Origin of the sequence: Treponema succinifaciens DSM 2489 (assembly GCF_000195275.1) — a bacterium.
Classification (GTDB): domain Bacteria; phylum Spirochaetota; class Spirochaetia; order Treponematales; family Treponemataceae; genus Treponema_D; species Treponema_D succinifaciens.
In genome coordinates this window covers 1,658,615-1,677,605 of record NC_015385.1, presented here as the reverse complement: position 1 = coordinate 1,677,605, position 18,991 = coordinate 1,658,615, and the positions used below count along the sequence as shown (strand labels likewise).

General features: G+C 40.1%; 21 protein-coding genes. 19 read left to right on the top strand and 2 right to left on the bottom strand.

Translation table 11 applies throughout. The features are described 5' to 3' along the window. Nucleotides 1-191 precede the first annotated feature (191 nt). Nucleotides 192-413 carry a DNA-directed RNA polymerase subunit omega gene (locus tag TRESU_RS07945; protein WP_013701734.1) on the top strand — a complete coding sequence of 74 codons (222 nt, stop codon included), beginning with the start codon at nucleotides 192-194 and terminating at the stop codon, nucleotides 411-413. A 25-nt stretch (nucleotides 414-438) separates the two neighbouring features. After that, entirely contained in the window at nucleotides 439-1,371 is a 933-nt protein-coding gene (gene miaA, locus TRESU_RS07940; protein ID WP_013701733.1) for a tRNA (adenosine(37)-N6)-dimethylallyltransferase MiaA, read from the top strand. On the opposite strand, the gene TRESU_RS07935 is transcribed toward miaA, so the two are convergent. Together TRESU_RS07935 and TRESU_RS07930 are read right to left on the bottom strand one after the other, a co-directional pair. Continuing rightward, nucleotides 1,352-2,728 (bottom strand): HAMP domain-containing sensor histidine kinase, encoded by a 1,377-nt coding sequence (locus TRESU_RS07935; RefSeq protein WP_013701732.1) that lies wholly within the window; start codon nucleotides 2,726-2,728, stop codon nucleotides 1,352-1,354. The two genes, miaA and TRESU_RS07935, sit on opposite strands and share 20 nt — an antisense overlap. Further along, nucleotides 2,725-3,426 (bottom strand): response regulator transcription factor, encoded by a 702-nt coding sequence (locus TRESU_RS07930; protein WP_013701731.1) that lies wholly within the window; start codon nucleotides 3,424-3,426, stop codon nucleotides 2,725-2,727. Before TRESU_RS07930 ends, TRESU_RS07935 begins: the two co-directional genes overlap by 4 nt. A 135-nt stretch (nucleotides 3,427-3,561) precedes the next feature. Between TRESU_RS07930 and TRESU_RS07925 the strand changes: the two genes are divergently transcribed. The 17 genes from TRESU_RS07925 to whiG all read left to right on the top strand — a co-directional run bounded on the left by TRESU_RS07925 (nucleotide 3,562) and on the right by whiG (nucleotide 18,990). Then, nucleotides 3,562-4,218 carry an HD domain-containing protein gene (locus TRESU_RS07925; RefSeq protein WP_013701730.1) on the top strand — a complete coding sequence of 219 codons (657 nt, stop codon included), beginning with the start codon at nucleotides 3,562-3,564 and terminating at the stop codon, nucleotides 4,216-4,218. A 119-nt stretch (nucleotides 4,219-4,337) separates the two neighbouring features. After that, a complete protein-coding gene (locus tag TRESU_RS07920) occupies nucleotides 4,338-4,529 on the top strand; it encodes a flagellar FlbD family protein (RefSeq protein ID WP_013701729.1) in 192 nt (63 codons plus the stop codon). Between the two features lie 24 nt (nucleotides 4,530-4,553). Further along, nucleotides 4,554-5,336 carry a motility protein A gene (locus tag TRESU_RS07915; RefSeq protein ID WP_013701728.1) on the top strand — a complete coding sequence of 261 codons (783 nt, stop codon included), beginning with the start codon at nucleotides 4,554-4,556 and terminating at the stop codon, nucleotides 5,334-5,336. A 17-nt stretch (nucleotides 5,337-5,353) separates the two neighbouring features. After that, on the top strand, nucleotides 5,354-6,076 hold the full coding sequence (motB, locus tag TRESU_RS07910) for a flagellar motor protein MotB (RefSeq protein WP_013701727.1): 723 nt from the start codon (nucleotides 5,354-5,356) through the stop codon (nucleotides 6,074-6,076). Nucleotides 6,077-6,166: 90 nt separating this feature from the next. Beyond that, nucleotides 6,167-6,721, top strand: coding sequence for a flagellar basal body-associated FliL family protein (locus TRESU_RS07905; protein ID WP_013701726.1), 555 nt, complete (start codon nucleotides 6,167-6,169; stop codon nucleotides 6,719-6,721). A gap of 23 nt (nucleotides 6,722-6,744) precedes the next feature. Beyond that, nucleotides 6,745-7,779, top strand: coding sequence for a flagellar motor switch protein FliM (fliM, locus tag TRESU_RS07900; protein WP_013701725.1), 1,035 nt, complete (start codon nucleotides 6,745-6,747; stop codon nucleotides 7,777-7,779). After that, nucleotides 7,776-9,002: a flagellar motor switch protein FliN gene (gene fliN / locus TRESU_RS07895; RefSeq protein WP_013701724.1), complete on the top strand. Its 1,227-nt coding sequence runs from the start codon at nucleotides 7,776-7,778 to the stop codon at nucleotides 9,000-9,002. The genes fliM and fliN overlap by 4 nt, the downstream gene beginning before the upstream one ends. A gap of 121 nt (nucleotides 9,003-9,123) precedes the next feature. Continuing rightward, nucleotides 9,124-9,789, top strand: a complete 666-nt coding sequence (locus TRESU_RS07890) for a FliO/MopB family protein (RefSeq protein WP_013701723.1) — start codon at nucleotides 9,124-9,126, stop codon at nucleotides 9,787-9,789. After that, complete coding sequence (fliP, locus tag TRESU_RS07885) at nucleotides 9,786-10,631, top strand: flagellar type III secretion system pore protein FliP (RefSeq protein ID WP_013701722.1); 846 nt, start codon at nucleotides 9,786-9,788, stop codon at nucleotides 10,629-10,631. The genes TRESU_RS07890 and fliP overlap by 4 nt, the downstream gene beginning before the upstream one ends. A 37-nt stretch (nucleotides 10,632-10,668) precedes the next feature. Then, nucleotides 10,669-10,938 carry a flagellar biosynthesis protein FliQ gene (gene fliQ / locus TRESU_RS07880; RefSeq protein WP_013701721.1) on the top strand — a complete coding sequence of 90 codons (270 nt, stop codon included), beginning with the start codon at nucleotides 10,669-10,671 and terminating at the stop codon, nucleotides 10,936-10,938. Nucleotide 10,939: 1 nt separating this feature from the next. Then, the gene (fliR, locus tag TRESU_RS07875) at nucleotides 10,940-11,761 is read left to right on the top strand and encodes a flagellar biosynthetic protein FliR (RefSeq protein WP_013701720.1); all 822 of its coding nucleotides are present in this window, start codon (nucleotides 10,940-10,942) and stop codon (nucleotides 11,759-11,761) included. Next, nucleotides 11,761-12,858: a flagellar biosynthesis protein FlhB gene (flhB, locus tag TRESU_RS07870; protein ID WP_013701719.1), complete on the top strand. Its 1,098-nt coding sequence runs from the start codon at nucleotides 11,761-11,763 to the stop codon at nucleotides 12,856-12,858. Before fliR ends, flhB begins: the two co-directional genes overlap by 1 nt. 97 nt (nucleotides 12,859-12,955) lie before the next feature. Then, on the top strand, nucleotides 12,956-15,082 hold the full coding sequence (locus tag TRESU_RS07865) for a flagellar biosynthesis protein FlhA (RefSeq protein ID WP_013701718.1): 2,127 nt from the start codon (nucleotides 12,956-12,958) through the stop codon (nucleotides 15,080-15,082). Next, entirely contained in the window at nucleotides 15,075-16,418 is a 1,344-nt protein-coding gene (locus TRESU_RS07860; RefSeq protein ID WP_013701717.1) for a GTP-binding signal recognition particle SRP54 G- domain-containing protein, read from the top strand. Before TRESU_RS07865 ends, TRESU_RS07860 begins: the two co-directional genes overlap by 8 nt. Before the next feature lie 35 nt (nucleotides 16,419-16,453). Further along, nucleotides 16,454-17,329 (top strand): MinD/ParA family protein, encoded by an 876-nt coding sequence (locus TRESU_RS07855; protein ID WP_013701716.1) that lies wholly within the window; start codon nucleotides 16,454-16,456, stop codon nucleotides 17,327-17,329. Between the two features lie 62 nt (nucleotides 17,330-17,391). Further along, nucleotides 17,392-18,132 (top strand): hypothetical protein, encoded by a 741-nt coding sequence (locus TRESU_RS07850; RefSeq protein WP_013701715.1) that lies wholly within the window; start codon nucleotides 17,392-17,394, stop codon nucleotides 18,130-18,132. A gap of 69 nt (nucleotides 18,133-18,201) precedes the next feature. Then, nucleotides 18,202-18,990 carry an RNA polymerase sigma factor WhiG gene (gene whiG / locus TRESU_RS07845; RefSeq protein WP_013701714.1) on the top strand — a complete coding sequence of 263 codons (789 nt, stop codon included), beginning with the start codon at nucleotides 18,202-18,204 and terminating at the stop codon, nucleotides 18,988-18,990. The last annotated feature ends 1 nt before the right edge of the window (nucleotide 18,991 follow it).

The following is an 18,991-nucleotide window of genomic DNA, read 5'->3' as shown; positions in this document are numbered from 1 at the left end:
ATTTCTTTAGAACCTCTAATTCATAACCCAATCTTAGCTGGACAGATGAACCCTCGTCTGCCCGGCTTTTTTTATATAATTGCCGCTATAAAAAAATATTGAAAATGTTGAAATTATTTAAGAAACTGTATTTGTTTGACTATCCCTGCATTTTCTGATATAATTAATCCACTTTTTGTGAGGGGTAAACTATGATTTTTCCACTTGAAGAACTTACTAAATTTAAAGGCGGAATGTACGCCATTACTGTTGCTGCTAGCCGCCGCGCATATCAGCTTGCAAAACTTGCCATGATAGAAGATCCTTCTGTTTCTGAGCTTGTAGAAGACAATGACGGAAAAGTTGTAAGTCTTGCAGCCCGTCAGCTTTTTTCTGGTGAAGTTAAATACGCTATTGAAGCTCCTGCGCGCTAGTTTTGCTTTTTGCATTGATTGAAAATTGATTCCAGTAATTGTTGTTTTTGCACCAACTGCTTGCGGAAAAACTGCTTTGGCTGAAGACTTGTTCGGTAAAAGCAGTTCTTTTGTTTTTAAAGGAAAAGCCGAAGTTATAAGCGCAGACAGCCAGGCCGTTTACAAAGGTCTTGATATTGGAACTGCCAAGCCTACAAAAGAAGAACAGCAGGAAATTCCTTTTCACCTTATTGATGTTGCTAGTCCGCAGGAACAGTTCGGGCTTGGAAAATTTCTTGAGTCCGCGGATTCTTTGTGCGCTCAAATCTGGAGAAGAAAAAAAATTCCTTTGGTGATTGGCGGAACTGGTTTTTATATAAGAAATTTTTTGCTAGGCTCGCCGTCAACTCCAGAAAGCCGCCCGGAAATCAGAGAGCAGATAAAACAAAAACTTGCCGATTTAGGAAAAGAAAATCTGTATGCCGAGTTGAAAATTGTAGATCCTATTAGCGCAAAAAAAATAAATATAAATGACGAATATAGAATTTGCCGCGCCCTTGAAATTTTTTATTCATGCGGAAAACCTTTAAGCTCATTCAGCCTTCCTTGCGAACTTAGAAAGCAGTATAAATTTTGCACGCTGATTTTAAATCGCAGCAGAGAGGAGCTTTACAAGCGCATTGATTTGCGTGTGGAAAAAATGTTTGAAGCAGGACTTGCGCATGAAGTTGAAGTGTTAAAAAAATCAGGGCTTACAAAAGATTCTCCTGCAATGAAAGCCATTGGCTACAGCGAATTTTTTATTGAAGGTCTTTCCTTGGAGCAGATAAAAGAAAAAATAAAATTCAACAGCCATCGTTATGCAAAAAAACAGTACACCTTTATGCGCGGAATTCCTGAAGCTTGCATTGTTGATGCTGATGACAAAGAAAAAATAAAGCAAATAATCTCAAGCTTTCTTAGTTCAGTGTTATTGTAAATGTTGTTCCTTGGTTCGGCTTGGATTTTACATTTATGTTCCAGCCGTGGCTGTCTATAATTGACTTGACTACAGAAAGTCCTATTCCCATTCCATTTTCACGCCGGGAATTTGACGCGCGGAAGAATAGCTCAAAAACCTTTTCCAAATCTTCTTCTGGAATTCCAACTCCAGTGTCGCTTATTGAAATTTCTGTTTTCCCAAGTGGATTCTTTTTTGCTTCAAGTGAAATTGAGTCTCCGTCATTTGTGTAGCGCAAAGCATTTCCGTAGATATTTTCCAAAGCGCGTGTAAAAAGATTTTTGTCCATAAGAACTTGCTGTTCTTCAATTTCTATTGAACTTGAAATTTTCCGCTTGTACAATTCTGCGGCGCCTTCCATGTTTGTGGCAAAGTCCTTTAAAAATGATTTCAGTTCAACAGGTCTTAGAGTTTTTTTCCATTCTGTGTTGTCTATTTTTATGTAGTTGATTAAATCATTTATCATTGACTCAAGCAGACCGGCTTTTGTATTTATTATTGAAATCGATTTTTTTATGTCGTCAATGCTGTTTACAATTCCGTCTGAAACCGCTTCTGAATATCCTTTTATCAGCGCGACCGGTGTTCTCAAGTCGTGGCTTATTCCCATTATAAAGCGCGAGCGGCGTTCAAGATTTTCCTTTAATGCTTTTCTCATGCGCTCCAAGTCTTCCGTTAGCTGCAAAATTTCATTTGAGTTTCTTCTGCCTGAAATTTCAAGCTTTGTGTCAAGTTCTCCATTTGCGATTTTTTGAGTTGCCTTTTGAATTATTTCTATTGAATTTGAAACTGACTTTGCAATTAAAATAATCACCGTGATTGACAATGTTTCAAAAACAAGTACAACAAAAAAAATGTGCATCATGAATTTTGGAATTCTTTTCAGCGAGCTTTTTCCTTTTGCATCGAATCTGCTTATAATCAGGCCTTTGTTTTTATGGCTTCCGCCACGCGTTTCTTTTTGCTGGTCTTCAAGAAAAAAAGATTGAAACTGATAGTCGTAAGCGGAATTTGTTGTCTGTACAAAATCAAAAAGTTCCTTTGGATTGTGCGTGCTTCCTGTCTTTAATTCTGGAATTGTAGAAAGAATAATTTTTGAGTTGTAGAAAACTAGAATCTGGACTTCAGGCGGAATTTTTTCAATATAGTTTTGAATCTGGTTCCAGTCGCTTTCAGAAAAATTCGCCTCGTTTATTTTTCTGATTTCCTTGTAGCCTTTCATCAAAAATCTTCGCGGGGAACTGTAATATGTGTAAATCGGAAAAAAAATCATGCACAAAGTTGGAAGTATTATAATTCCCGTGATTAAAAGCGAAATTTGATTTTTAATTTTCATTCATTGCTTTCCATGCTGAACTGGTAGCCAAGTCCGAAAATTGTCTTTATGTACTTTGGATTTGCAGGATCTTCCTCGATTTTTCTTCTTAGCCTTTGAACATAAACTCCAACCGCCGTCATGTCTCCGAACGGAGTTTTCCATACCGCATTGAAAACTTGTTCCGGCGTTGCTGGCTTGTTGTTGTTTTTTACAAGATATTCAAGAACTTCATATTCTTTTGTAGAAAGCGGAATTTTTTCAGTTCTTTTTTTTAGGATGCAGCTGTTGCAGTAAAGAGTGTAGGGACCGAAGTTTATTGTTTCTTCCACGGAAGCTTCTGTTGCGCAAAGCCGTGCGAGCTTGGACTGAACTCTTGCAACTAGAACTTTCGGGCTGAATGGCTTTGTTACAAATTCGTCCGCGCCAAATCCAAGTCCTTCTATTATATCTTCATCAGCATCCCTCGCAGAAACTATGATAACAGGAATTGTGGCTTTGTAGTTTTTTCTGAAAGTCTTTAAAAAATCAAATCCGCTCATTCCAGGAAGATTTAAATCCAAAATCACCAGAGCAGGCGAATATCCTGCACTTAGTTTTTCAAGAGCTTTTTCTGCTGTATCAAATGCCAGCGATTCAAAATCCGCATTGTTCAAGTACATACAAATCAGCTCTGCCATTTCTGGAACATCTTCAATTACAAGGATTTTTGTTTTCATGGCTGAAATTTACAATTATTCACTAGGAAGTTCAAGAATTTTTGCGCGCCTCTAACAGATTATTATTATTTTTTGAAGGAATGCTTCCTGATTTAATGCTTTTTTAACAAATGTTTTCTATAATAAATATATAATATGACAGTTGAAGAGAAAAAAAAGAATACAGAAATAAATGCGTTTTTGAACAAAGGAAATGAAATCTTGGGAAATCTTGGTTTTACAGACCATGGACCGGGACATTGCGCCTTGGTTTCTGAACGTGCAGGCTTTATTTTGCAGGAATTCGGAGAAACAAAAGAAAGAATCGGGCTTGCAAAAATAGCAGGATATATGCACGACATTGGAAATGCCCTTAACAGAAAACATCATGCTGAATACGGCGGACTTCTTGCAAATGAAATACTTGGCAAGCTTGATTTTTCTTGCGATGATAGAATTGAAATTGTTTCGTGCATTGCAAACCATGACGAGTCAACTGGAGGAGCATTCGACAAGGTTTCCGCAGCCCTTATAATCGCAGATAAAACAGATGTAAGGCGAAACCGCGTAAGAACAAAGGAAAAGTCCGCATTCGATATACACGACCGCGTTAATTTTGCAGTTGAAAATTCGACTTTAAGGATAAACCGCGAAAAAGGCCAGATTTCCCTGAATCTTCAGATTGACGAGAATATTTGCACAATGTGCGATTACTTTGATATTTTTTTAGGACGAATGCTCATGTGCAGAAAAGCTGCGGAATTCTTTGACTGCCGTTTTAAACTCATGGCGAACGGAAGCAAAGTCCTTTAGCAGGTTTTTCAGTTCTGACAGTTTGTGCTGGTTTAAAAATTCTGCTTTCTCTTGTTTTTACGGTAAAAATAGTCTAAAATACTTGACGATTAACATTTTACAGTTCATTATAGTATATTATGATTGAAGTAACGCGTCTGAACGGAAAAAAATACTGGGTCAATCCGCACCAGATTGAGTCTATGGAACAAAATCCTGATGTTACGCTTGCTCTTCTTTCAGGCAAAAAAATTGTTGTAAAAGAATCTCCGGAAGAAATCATAGAACGAATTGTTATATATAGAAAAAAAATAGGTATGCAGGAACTTTGATTCTTGCGTTAGCGGGAGGAAAAAATGGATTTGGCTACTCTGATAGGATTCTTTGGCGGACTTGCAATGATGGCAGTTGGTGTTTTTACGTCCGGCGGATCCATTATGGGTATTATAGATATTCCATCAATTTTCGTAACTATTGGCGGATCTTATTTTTCTTTGTGGATTTGCGCCCCTATGAATCAGATTATTGGTCTTTTTGGCATTATGGGAAGGGCTTTTAAAACTTATGACTACGGAGAAAAAACAACAGTTCAGAACATGGTTGCCCTTAGTGAAAAAGCCCGCCGTGAAGGAATTCTTGCTCTTGAAGAAGGACTTGACGACCTTGATGATCCGTTCCTAAAAGAAGGCTTGCGTCTTATGGTAGACGGAAATGACGGAAGTGCAATCCGCTCTATTCTTGAAAATGAAATGGCTCAGGCAGAAAGCCGCCATATGTCCTGGATTAACGTTGTTATTCAATGGGCAGGTTTTGCTCCTGGTTACGGAATGATGGGAACCGTTATCGGTCTTATTGGTATGTTAAGAAACCTTGAAGACAAAAGCGCCCTTGGTCCTAACATGGCGGTTGCTCTTATTACAACTTTGTATGGTTCCATGCTTGCGAACTGGCTTTTCGGACCTTTAGCTCAGAAGCTCATTATGCAGAATGGAAACGAAATGAATGTAAAGGAAATGGTTCTGGAAGGAATTCTTTCAATTCAGGCAGGAGACAACCCGCGTATTCTTGGCCAAAAGCTTCTTACATATTTGGATCCAAAATCCCGCAAGGCAATTGAGTCCGACATTCTGAAAGACTAGGCTTGGGGAGTTTTTCAATGGCAAAAAGAGAAAAAAAAGAACCAGCAAAACCGTCAACCGCCTGGATGGGCACTTACGGAGACATGATTACTCTCATGCTCTGCTTTTTCGTTATGCTTTACGACCCGTCTGAATCAGATGCGGTTCAAATGGCGGCTTTGCAGGCTTCGCTTTCAAACAATAATCCTGGCGGCGGAATTTCGGTAAGTCCAGGTAGTCTTGCCAACTTGGGAAACGTTGTAAGCTCTCTTCCTTCTATAGAAAAAGGCCGAGCTTTAGGTCCTGCAATGAAAAAGGCGATTTCTAGTTTTGCGCCGGAAGTAAAATCAAACAAAATAACAATAACCAGCGATGAACGCGGACTTGTAATTTCACTTGCATCCGATACTTTTTTTGAGGAAGGCAGCGCGGAGCTTAACATTGAAGAGGCTAGGGGAACTTTGATTAATCTTGCAAAATTTTTTGCTTCCCCGGAAGTTGCAGGCAGAAGATGGCGCATTGAAGGCCACACGGACAACAGACCTGTTCCTGCTTCAAGCATTTATCCGAGCAACTGGGAATTTTCTGCGGCTCGGGCGGCAAATGTTCTGCATTATCTTGCGGATTTTGGCGTAGATGAGCAGCAGTTTTCTATTGCGGGATATGCGGATACCCGTCCTAAGCTTAGCAATGACACTGCGGAAGGCCGCGCGTACAACCGACGTGTGGATGTGATTGTTCTTGATGACGGACATTTTTAGCGGAAATGCTTATTTTTCAATTTCTTCTAAGATAAAATTTAAAAATTCCGATATAAATAACGAGAAGATTTTAAAATCCGGGAGGACTTTATGGCAGACGAAAGCAATGCAGACGACTTGGGCGATGACATCGGAGCTGAAGTTTCAACAGGAAAAAAGAGCGGAATAAAAGGCGCGTTTCCTCAGCTTTTGAAATTTATTTTGATTGGTGTTGCTGCTGTAATTTTCATTGTTACTATCGTAGTTGTTACAACTGCTATTTTAAATAAAGGCGGAAAAACACCTTCGCAGTCAATTCCAATCAGCGAGGAATATACTGTAAAAAGAGAATCCTATGACTGGTACACTTCTTTGGATCAGATCCGCACATCGACAAGCGATCCTGTTCCAGCGAGTGTAAGCGTTACAATTGCGCTTGGCTACAAAAAGGAGGACAAGGCGGCTTCAACTGAAATCACAGAGCGCCGTATTGAAATCATTGACTTTTTGAGAAGATTTTTTTCAGAGCAGACTGTTGAAGATTTGCGTCCGCAGAATGAGGAAGTTCTAAGACAGCAGATCCGCGACCAGATAAACGATGATATTTTAAGCAACTCCAGAATACGCGATGTTCGTTTTACAGGAAAGGATGTTGTTCAGCAGTAAGCTGAAAAAAGGTGGAATGAGACATGAATGAAGTTCTGTCACAGGATGAAATTGACCAGCTCCTTCAGGCAATAAGCACTGGCGAAAGCGAAGCAGATGAATTTAAGCCGGTTACCGATACCAGGCGTATAAAAATCTACGACTTCCGCCGCCCTGATAAATTTTCAAAGGAGCAGATTCGCACGGTTTCCAATATGCACGAAACTTTTGCGCGTCTTACAACAACAAGCCTTTCTGCCCAGCTGCGTACTTTGGTCCATGTTCATGTTGCTTCAGTAGACCAGCTGACTTACGAGGAATTCATTCGCTCTATTCCAACGCCTACAACTTTAGCTGTAATAAACATGGATCCTTTAAAAGGGAACGCAGTTCTTGAGATTGCTCCTGAAATTACTTTTATAATAATTGACCGTCTTTTCGGCGGCTCTGGAGATACAGGCGGAAAAGTAAATCGCGACCTTACAGATATTGAGCAGTCTGTTATGGAAGGAATTATTGTCCGCATTTTGGCGAACATGAGAGAAGCTTGGACTCAGGTTATAGATTTGCGTCCGCGTCTTCAGCAGATTGAAACAAATCCGCAGTTTGCTCAGATTGTTCCTCCGAGCGAAATGGTCATTCTTGTTACTTTGGAAATAAAAATAGGAGAGGAAGCAGGTATGATGAATATCTGTATTCCTTATATAACGATTGAGCCGATTGTTTCAAAACTTTCGTCTTCTTTCTGGTTCAGCTCAGTTAGAAGAAGCTCCACAACTCAGTATCTTGGAACTCTCAAGGAAAAGCTTGCAGATGTTGAGATGGAGCTTGTTGCGGACATCGGTTCAATAAATGTTCCTATTAGAGATGTTCTAAGCCTTAGAACAGGCGATGTTATAAGGCTTAACACTATAAAGGTTGGAGAACCGCTTACATTAAGTGTGGGCAGCAAGAAGAAATTCTACTGTCAGCCTGGCGTTGTCGGGAAAAAGGTTGCCGTTCAGATTATTGAAAAAATCGATGAGCAGGAAACTGAAAATTTTGAAGAATTAACACCAGAAGGAGACGATAACCTATGAGTGAAGGATCTATATCACAGGAAGAAATCGATGCATTGCTGTCCGGCGTAGATGTCGGCGGACTTGGTTCAGGTGGCTCGTTTAATTCTGCTCCGGAGGTTGACATTGATGTTCCGACATTGCAGAATTTCTCTGGAACTATAAAAGACAAGCTTGCTGAAGTCATTAAAAATATGACCGAAAAAGACACTGTTCCTGGTTCCCCTACTGTCGAGGCGATTGGGCGGGATCAGTTGCTTGCAAGGCTTCCGGAAGAAGTTGTAGCCGTAATGGCGGACTTCTCTTCAGGGCTGAGCGGCGACCATCTTTTCCTTATGTCTCCGGAATTTGCTACAAAGCTTGTTGGTTATATAAACAAAGAGGAAAATCCTGCTCTTGATGACATGGGGCTTTCTGTAATTTCAGAAGTAGTTTCATCTCATTCAGGCGCGGAAATAACAGAGCTTAGCAAAGGTGGAAAACTTCCGGGACTTGCTACAAATCCTCCGGAAGCTGTAAAAGAGCCAAAGGCAATGATTCGTATGCCGCAAGGAACTTTTGCTTGCTTTACATATCCTGTTACTGTTGACGGCGAGCAGTTTACCTTGTGGGAAGCTGTAAGCGGTTCTGCTGCTGACGGAATGGCGCGTGCTCTTGGCGGAGGTTCAAAGCCTGCTTCACAGCCAGCGTCTTCTGCAAATTCTGGAATGGAAAATGCTTCTGCTATGGGTGGAGCTCCGCAGATGTCTTCTCCTTCCGCAGGATTTACTCAGCAGCCAATGATGGGCGGCAATATGATGGGAATGCAGCAGATGCAGCCTAATCCTGCTATGATGGGAGGTATGCAAATGGGCGGCAATATGATGGGAATGCAGCAAATGCAGCCTAACGCTTCAATGATGGGCGGAGTGCAGATGCAGACTCCTCCGAATGTTCAGTCATTGCACTTTCCGAATTTTACGCAGTCTGTAGGTGGCGGCGAGCAGGGAAATATCAACTTGATTATGGATGTTTTCATGGAAATGACGGTCGAACTTGGCCGCACCAAGAAAACAATCAAGGATATTCTAGGACTTGGCGAAGGAACAATCATCGAACTTGACAAGCTTGCCGGTGAGCCTGTTGATATTTTGGTAAACCATAAGCCTATTGCCAAGGGTGAGGTTGTAGTTATTGATGAAAACTTCGGTGTTCGTGTTACAGAAATTCTTCCGGCTCTTGAACACGTGGCTTCATCTATGTAAAAATAAATTTGCAATGAGCTTTTGAATTTCATTGAAGTTTAAAAGCTTCGTCAAATATAAAAGCGGCAGGCTTGAAATGCGGTGGGGATAACGCAAATGGCCTGTTGCTTTGGGTGGGAAAATGAATTACTCAAAAATAAAAATTTTAGCGGCATTGCTGGTTTTATGCGCCGGTCTTTCTTTTGCCCAGCAGTCTTCTGCGCCTTCAGAAAATCTTACTTCCGCACAAATTGAAAATTCTCAGATTTCATTAGACTTTTCAGAAAATTCTGACTCTGGAGCTTCAGGCGAAAATGCTTTTAGTTCTTCAGGCTCTTTTGGTGGAATTGGAATTTTTGTGCGCATGATTCTTGTTTTGGGAATCATAATTGCAGCGATTTACTTTTTGTTTAAATTTATGCGCAAATCTATGGGCGTTGAGCCGGCTTTGGAGGACGATGTTTTTTTACGCAAAGTTTCGTTTATAAGTCTTGGCGAAGGAAAATCCGTTCAAATTGTAAGTCTTTGGAACAAGGCTTTCATTCTTGGAGTTTCAGATAATTCCATTTCGCTTATAAAAGAAATCAACGACAAAGATCTCATTGACGCGATGAACCGCTATGCCGACATGAACAGCAACGCAAAAAAGCCGCGTTCATTTGAAGAAATCCTTCAGCTTTTTATGTCGGGGAAAAAAGAGGAATCCAAGGAAAATATTCCGGCTGCAAAAAAATCAGCTTATGACAAAGACACGATGAATCTTATAAATTCCTTGAAAGACAAAATGGTTGGCGGAGAAGAAAAATGAAAAGCCTTTTCTTGCTGAAAAAACATTTTTTTAAATTTGCTGTTGCGCTTTTAGTTTGCGCTTGCTGTTTTTTTCCATTGTCATCGCAAAGTCAAAATAATTTTCCAGAAGGTTCTTCAAGCGGGACTACGGAAATGAGCCGCAGAATAACTGGTTTGGATTTTCCGAATTTGAGTTTTTCTGCTACGGCTCCTCGCTCTGGAAATGAAGTTGCGTTCAGTGTGCAGCTTTTGCTTTTACTTACTCTTTTAACTCTTGCACCGAGCATTTTTATTTTAATGACTTGTTTTTTGCGTTTTTCGATTGTCCTTGACTTCATAAAAAGAGCGCTTTCTTTGCAGCAAGTTCCGCCGACCGCAGTTCTAAATGGAATTGCAATTTTTATGACACTTTTCTGTATGTGGCCAACATTCAGGCAGATTTATACTGATTCTTTTCAACCACTTTCAAATAATGAAATTACTTTGACAGAAGCTATTGAAAAGGCAGAGTCGCCTATAAGAATTTTTATGTTCCGTCAGATGGGAAATGATAAAAACAGCATCAGGACTTTTATGACAATGGCAGGTCTTGGGCGTCCGGCTAATGCTTCCGATGTTCCGACTTATGTTTTGATTCCGGCTTATATTCTGCATGAACTTACAGTCGCATTTAAAATAGGAATTCTTCTATATATTCCGTTTATCGTAATTGACATGGTTGTTGCAAGTATTCTTATGAGCATGGGAATGATGATGCTTCCGCCTGTGCAAATTTCCATGCCGTTCAAGCTGATGCTTTTTGTTCTTGTCGACGGCTGGCATCTTTTGACTCAGCAGCTTTTTGTGAGTGTATTGCGCTAAAAAAAATTGATATCCGGCTTTTGAATGGGAGGAAATTATGTCGTTGAATCTTATCAATAATTTAGTTCGCGGTGGAATTTTGCAGGTTTTTCTTATGTGCGCTCCTATTCTTGGCGCGGCTCTTTTAGTGGGACTTATCGTTGCGATTTTTCAGGCTACAACTTCAATTCAAGAGCAGACTCTTACTTTCTTGCCAAAGTTCCTTACGATTCTTTTTGTAATTGCTTTGCTTGGCGGATTTATGTTTAATTCTTTGGCTCAGTATTTCCGCGGAATTCTTGACTTGATTCCGGCTATGGCAAGATAGAATGCTTGAGCGGATTGTTTCTGACGCGCCTGTTTTTCTCTTTGTTGCGGTAAGATGCTTTGCCACGATAATGACGCTTCCGCTTTTTTCTTCAAGAACTGTTCCCAGAACTGCAAAAATTGCGCTTGCAGGCTACATGGCATTTTTTATTTTTCCGCAGATTTCTTTGGCTGACGGAATTTTTTCTTCATATAAAAACTATATTTCACCTGAAGGAAATTTTTCGCTTGAATATATTCTCCTGCTTGCCGGAGAAGCGATGATTGGAATAATCCTTGGTTTTTTTGTGCAGATTATTTTTGCTTCGTTCAGTACAGCCGGACAGTTTTTTGCGTTCCAGATGGGACTTAGCGCGAGCGAAGTTTACGATTCACTTAGCCAAGTTGAAAATCCGCTTATGGGACAGTTTTTTAACTTTATGGCGATGCTTGTTTTTTTGCAGAACAACTGGCTTCAAATGTTGCTTTTGAAGGGAATGTCTGAAAGCTTTAAGGTTATAAGCGCAATCTCAATAGTGGACAATTCTCGTTTTTTTGCGGAATTTATGATGAAGTCGCTTACATTGCTTTTTAAGGATGCGCTGATTATTGCGCTGCCGGTTATGGCGTCTCTTTTTTTAATAAATGTTACAGTCGGAATTCTTTCAAAGGCGGCTCCGCAGATGAATTTGCTTTCGGAAGGATTTCCTGTTCTTATGCTGACTGCATACTTTTTAATTTTTGTTCTTGTGCCGCAGTTCATTGAATTTTTTGAAGGCTGCTTTAAAGGCGGACTTTTTGAAATTGAAAAGCTTCTTATCGGGCTTAAAGGAGGCGGGCAGTGATGGATTTGCAGTGGTTCGCCGCAGAAGATGAAGGCAAAACAGAAGAAGCCTCGGAACAGAAACTCCGTAAAGCCAGAAAAGAAGGCCGCATTGCAAAAAGCCAGGAACTGAATGGAACTGTTGTTTTTCTTTTTGTTGTCGCAGTTCTTATTTTGCTGGCTCCTTGGTTCTATAAAAAAATCTGCGAAATGATGATTTTTTACTTTAACAATGTAACTGCCCAGAAAATTGATGATGCAAGGTTTTACTATATTTTTTTACGGAATCTTCTTCCGATTGTGCTTCCTTTGTCGCTTGCAGGAATTCTTGCTGGCGTCATAATAAATTTAGTCCAGAACAGAGGTTTTATTTTTACAACAAAAACAATAGAGCCAAAGTTTTCAAAAATTGTTCCAAAATTCGGCGAGTACTTTAAAAAGACTTTGTTTTCTATGATGGGGCTTTTTAATATTGCAAAGTCTGTTTTAAAAGTTGCTATTATTGTTGCAGTCGCAGTTCTTCTTATCCGCCTGGATTTGGCCAAGACTCTTGGATTTTTAAAGGCTGGCGGAATTGATTTGGCTTTGCGTTCTGTTTCTGGAATGGTTGCCCAGTTGCTTGTGGTTTCTGCTGTTATTTTGATTGTAATCGGCGTGTTCGATTATGTAATGCAGCGCAGGGAATTTAAAGAGCAGATGAAAATGACCAAGCAGGAAGTAAAAGAGGAATTCAAGGAAAGCGAAGGCGACCCGGAAGTAAAAGGCAGGCTTGAATCCGCGCAAAAAGAAATGCTTTCACAAAATATGCCGAAAGCTGTGCGTGAATCAGATGTTGTAATTACAAACCCTACGCATTATGCAGTTTCCCTTCAGTGGAAGCAAGAGCAGCAGGATGCGCCTATGATTACTGCAAAAGGAACTGACAATACCGCGCAGACAATGAAAAAAATCGCCGCTGAAAATGACGTTCCTATAATTGAAAATCGTCCTCTTGCCCGCGGACTTTATGCAGATACAGAAGTTGGCGACATAATTCCTACGTCTTATTTACGGGCTATTGCGGCTGTTTATGCTCAGGTTGGCTTCATGAATAAGGAAAGAAACAAAAAATCCACTTAAAAGTTACTTTTTGCCGTTTTCAAAATCTTTTTTTTGTTGTATATTAGAAAGACGTTATATTTCTAAATTGAAGCTTTTTAGTTAGGGTGGGGACTCGATGGCGGAAAAGCGCGGCTCAGGCGGTAGTATTTTAAATTTTGTTTTACGCAATTCACTGGCGGTAGGTGTTATCGTTGTTGTTTTGTTTATGTTTATTCCGCTTCCAACAGCTTTTATAGATCTTGCAATGGTTATAAACCTTGCGCTTTCTTTTATAATTCTTTTGACCGTTATCTATATGAAGCGTGCTGCGGATTTTACATCGTTTCCGAGGGTCGTCCTTATAACAACAATTTTTGGGCTTGCGATAAATATTTCTTCCACTAGAAATATTCTTGTTCATCCGGTAAAAACTTCCGGGCATATGGCTGGGCAGAGCGAAATGGTTCAGGCGTTTGCGAACATTGTTGCTGGCGATAAAGTTTTAATCGGATTTATAATTTTCATTATTTTGATTGTTGTTCAGGTTCTTGTAATTACAAAAGGTGCGGACCGTGTTTCCGAAGTTACAGCGCGTTTTACTTTGGATGCCATGAACAACAAAATGTTTACGATTCAAAATCAGATTAACAACGGTTCTATTACAGAAGAAGAAGGCGAGCTTAAAATTAATCAGCTTAGGCAGGAAATTGACTTTTATTCTGCAATGGACGGTTCCTCTAAATTTGTAAGCGGAAACGTAAAGGCTGGAATTTTTATTACAGTTGTAAACCTTATCGGAGGAATTGTAACTGGAACTATGGCGGGAGCTTCTATAACTGATGCACTTGACAGCTATGCGAAGCTTACGATTGGCGACGGTCTTATGTCTCAGCTTCCGTCTTTGCTGCTTTCTTTTTCAACGGGTCTTTTGATTACCGGAAGCAACGACGGCGACTTGCTTTCAGACCAGCTCAAAGAGCAGTTTTCTGCAAATGGAACAATTTATGTCATTGTTGGAGCTACGTTGGTGGCTCTTGGCCTTGCATTCCACAACGGAGCTACTGCGACTCTTGTTCCGATTGGAATTTTGTTTATTTTTGTTGGCTCCCGGCTTTCGCACTTAAAGACAAAAGAAGAAGAGCAAAAGACTATGGAAGCTGAAAAGGCAAAAAATTCTCCGCAAAAAGGAAATGGCGGACCAGAGGAAATTTCTCCTGTTGTCAAGCTGGATGAGCTTTCACTTGAAATCGGCTATGCGCTTATTCCTCTTGTTGACGATGAAAAAGGCGCGGAGCTCATGTCGCGTGTAAAAAGAATCCGCCGTGAAGCTGCCCTTGACCTTGGACTTGTTATTCCGCCGATTCATATTATGGATCAAATGGAACTTTCGCCGGAAGAATATTCGTTTAAAATCCGCGGAATTGAAGCCGGAAGGGGACGCCTTAAACTTGGGCATTTTATGTGCCTGAACACTGGAAATGTTCCTAAAGACAGAGAAATTGTCGGAGAAAAAACAAAAGACCCTGCGTTTGGAATGGATGCGATTTGGCTTCCTGATTCAAAGCGGCTTGAAGCGGAAAAAGCCGGCTATGCGGTGATTGACGCGCCTACTATAATTGCAACCCATCTTACGGAGCTTATAAGACGCAACGCTTCTAAAATTCTTAGCCGCCAGAGTGTCAGCGCGATTATTGAAGAGATCAAGAAAACGAATCCTGTTGTTGTTGATGAAGTTACAACAGGCGACCACAGATTTTCTTATGGTGAAATTGAAGCTGTTCTTAAAAATCTTCTTGAAGAGCAGGTCAGCATCCGAAATATGGTTGTTATTCTTGAAACTTTGGGAGATTACGGAAAACTTACACGCGACCCTTGGACTCTTACAGAAAAAGTTCGTGAGGCTCTTGGCGCGCAGATATGCCAGCAATATGCGGATGAAAACAAAGTTCTTCACGTCCTTAATCTTTCGCAGAGCCTTGCACAGAAAATTCTTGACCATAGAGCCGATATGCCGGGCAAAGGTCCTATTGTCGCTTTTGATCCTGTTGACGCAAGAAATTATATTTCTACAATGAGCAATGCTGTTGCCGCTGTCCGTGAAAGAAATTATCTTCCTATTATTTTGTGTCCGTCTGAAGTGCGACGGCTTGTAAAATCTTCTACAGAGCTTGAGATGCCTGGAATAATAGTTTTGTCTATAAACGAAGTGATGGCAGCTTCGCCAAATATAAAAGTTGAATCTCTTGGAGAAATAAATGGCTGACAATGAGCTTAACACGAATGTCCAAAGCATTACAGGTCGTTCCCGCGATGAATGCATGGATAAACTTTACGATAAATATGGAACAAACTTTCAAGTGCTTGGCTGCAAAACTAGGCTTTCCGCAGGATTCCTTGGTTTTTTTCAGCGTGAGCAGATTGTTTTAAGATACCAAGTTACAAATTCTTCATTGGAACAGTCCGCTTTTACAAGGAAAGTCAATTATCCTGCAAGTTCTGGCCACACAAGAGTTTCTTCAACAGGCGGACTTCCGCTTCAAAATTCTTCTCCTATTATTCATTCTCATCAGGATTCTTTTTTGCAGAAGCGCGATGAATTTTTAACAAAAGTAAATCCAACTGTTACGAATAATCTTCAGATCGGGCAGCTCACCAAGCAGTTCGACCAGTTTAAAAATGAAATGCAGGAGCAGATGAAAACAATTGTTCAGGCTACTTCTGCGGAAAAGGAGCATTCTTCAATTTTAAAGATTCAGGAGCTTCTTGAAGAAAACGAATTTACAAAATCCTACATAAAAAAAATGTGCTCAAGAATGAAAAACGAATTCAGCCTTGAAGAGCTTGATGATTTTGATTATGTTCAGACTTGTGTGGCGGACTGGATTGGAGAGAATATTCCGATTGCTTTTGAAGAAAAAAAATCTGCGCCGAAAGTTATTATAATTGTCGGACCTACAGGCGTTGGAAAAACAACTACAGTCGCAAAGATGAGTTCCCGCATTTCAATCGACTATAAAAAGAACCGCGAAAAATATAAGTATCCGCCTAGAATCCGCATGATTACAACAGACACAATGCGTGTTGCAGCCATTGAGCAGCTTAAACGCTGGGCTGAAATTATAAATGTGAATGTTGACAAGGCTGAAAGTTCTGAGGACTTGAAAATTCTTTGCGACAGCTATGTTTCTAATTCTGACTATATTTTTATTGATACGAGTGGCTACAGTCCGAATGATTATGAAAACATAGCGAAAATGCGTACCATTTTAAATGTTAAGAATTTAAACGAAAATGTTTATCTGGCGATTACAGCTGGAGTGAGCGCAAAAGACTTGGAAAATATAATCCGCAATTATGAAGGATTTGATTTTAAAAGCATAATTGTTACAAAATGCGATGAAACTACATCGTTTGGTCGTGTTATAAGCGTTTTGTCAGAAAAGAACAAGCCTGTGTCCTGGATTACGACAGGCCAGGATGTATTGAATACAATTCAGCGGGCAGATCCAAAGTGGTTCTTAAAAAATCTTTCAGGATTTAAAATCAACGCAGAACATATTGAAAAAAAGTTTGGAACTGCCGATAAAGAAACAGAGTAATCTAAAAATTGAATCAGGGCAACAGGAGAATATAAATGGAAGAACAGGCAAAAGAATTGCGCGCTCTTATGAATGAAGATAATTTCGCTAGGCCGGCAGCTCCACATAAAACAAGAATAATTGCTATAACAAGTGGAAAGGGCGGAGTTGGAAAAACTAATATCGCAGTAAACATGGCGATTGCATATTCCCAACTTGGAAAAAAAGTCATACTTATTGATGGCGACTTGGGAATGGCGAATGTAAATGTTCTTTTGAGTGTTGTTCCGCAGTACAATCTTATGCACGTAATAAACCGTAAGAAAACAATGAACGAAATAATTCTGGATACGGAATTTGGCTTTAAGTTTATTGCAGGCGCAAACGGATTTTCTAAAATCGCAAATCTTTCAAATGACGAGCTTGACTACTTTGCTAAGGAATTTGCCTCCCTTTCAAATGCCGACATTATCATAATAGATACTGGAGCTGGAATTTCAAATAATGTTCTTCAGTTTCTTTCCGCCGCCGATGAAGTCTATGTAATTACAACTCCTGAGCCAACCGCAATTACTGATGCCTACGGAATTATAAAAATAATCACAACAGAGCTTCTTCAAAGGCAGATAAATTTGAAGCTTCTTGTAAATAGAGTTCATTCTTCTGATGAAGGAAAGCGCATTTCGGATTTGATTATCAACATTGTAGCGCAGTTCTTGAATTACAAGGTTGAATATATTGGATTTGTTTATGATGACCCAGTTGTTCAAGCTTCCGTTATACGCCAAAAGCCTTTTATGATTATAAATCCGACTTCCAAGCCTGCTGTGTGCCTAAAGCATATTGTGGGCAGAATAGAAAAAACTGACATTCCATCGGATGCAGGGGTTTCAAACTTCCTTAAAAAGTTCCTTGGGGGCAAGAAAAAATAAATCTTGACCTTAGAGGTGTTTTGCCTTAATCTATAAGAATATAATAAACGGGAGGAAAGAACATGTTCAATTTAAAAAATGTAGCTGCTTCTGCTGGTGTTGGATTTGTTCTGTCTTTCCTTATAAGCATTATTTCTACTCATCGATTTTTTGTTGCTTCCTTCCGTGGATTTGTTTTTGCCGTGGTTTTTGCGCTTTTGGCATTTGCGGCAGGTTTTTTGAATAAGCGTTTTCTCTCGGTTGAAACTTTGTTGGATTCAAAAGACGAGGCTGGAAAAAAGCCGTTTTCTAAGGCTGGCTCTGTTGTGAATATTACAATAGATGACGAAAACCTTACAGAAGATGAGGCGGCTCCAAATTTTGATGTGAGCGCAAATAAGAATTTCTTTAATGGCGGTGGCTCTGTAGGAACGGCTTCAAAAATAGAAGAAAAAGCGGAAGGTGTTCCTGATGCTGATTCTTTGCCAAAAGCTGATTCTCCTTCTGTTGATGAGCCGGTAGAAAATTCAGCTCCTGCTGCGGATTCTAGCGCACCTGAAAAAACTGAGCCTGAAATTAAGCCAGTGGCTATGGCTGCTGAAAAATCTGCCCAGTCGCAGGAAATAGATGCTTTGCCTGATATTGATGTTTTTTCTGGAGAATCAGATGATGACGGAGACGTTATAAATGATTCCGATTTTGCTCAGAGTGATTCTTCGGAAAAGCTTCCTTCTGCGCCTACAGATGGCAAAGCTTCTGTAGAACAGGATACAAAGACAATTGCAAGCGCAATAAGGACGTTGCTAAAAAAAGATGAAATGTAATATGGGGATATTAACGAAAATCTTTGGAATTGAAGTTTCTAAAGTTTTTCTAGCAAGGGTGTGGGATACATGGCAAATCAAATTTTAGATGAAAACGAAGAAGCCGAACTTTGGCATGAGTATAAAAAAAGCAAATCTGTCGCAATAAGAGACCGTTTAATCCGTCAGTATATGCCCCTTGTAAAATGGGTTGCGGGACGAGTTTCCACAGGAATGCCAGACAGCGTGGAATTTGACGATCTTGTTGGTTTTGGACAGTTTGGACTTTTGGATGCCATAAATAAATTTGACATTGATAAAGGTGTAAAATTCAAGACTTATGCAACAACACGCATAAGGGGTGCGATTTTCGATGAACTTAGGGAACTGGATTGGGTACCGCGTTCTGTGCGCCAAAAATCCCGCGAGATAGAAGACACGATTGTTGAGCTTGAGTCCAAATTGGGACGTACGGCTTCTGATGCGGAAATTGCAAAAGCCATGAACATGACAGAAGCTGAATATCAGTCGGCTGTTATGAAGGTAAGCGGAACAAGTGTGCTTTCACTGAACGATGTTTGGTATTCTGGGGATGAGAGCGAGCACGTTTCAATAGGAGATAGCATTGAGGCTCCGAACAGTCTTAATCCTGATGTCATTGTTGAGCGTGAGGAAATCCGCAGAGTTATAATTCAGGCTATAAATGAACTTCCTAAAAATGAAAAAATGGTGATTGTTCTTTATTACCACGAGGATTTGTCTTTTAAGGAAATTGGTCAGGTTCTTAATGTAAGTGAAAGCCGCATAAGCCAGCTTCATTCAAAGGCGAATTTGCGTTTGCGTGCAAAACTTACAAGCGTCCGCAAAGGAATTTTTTAAG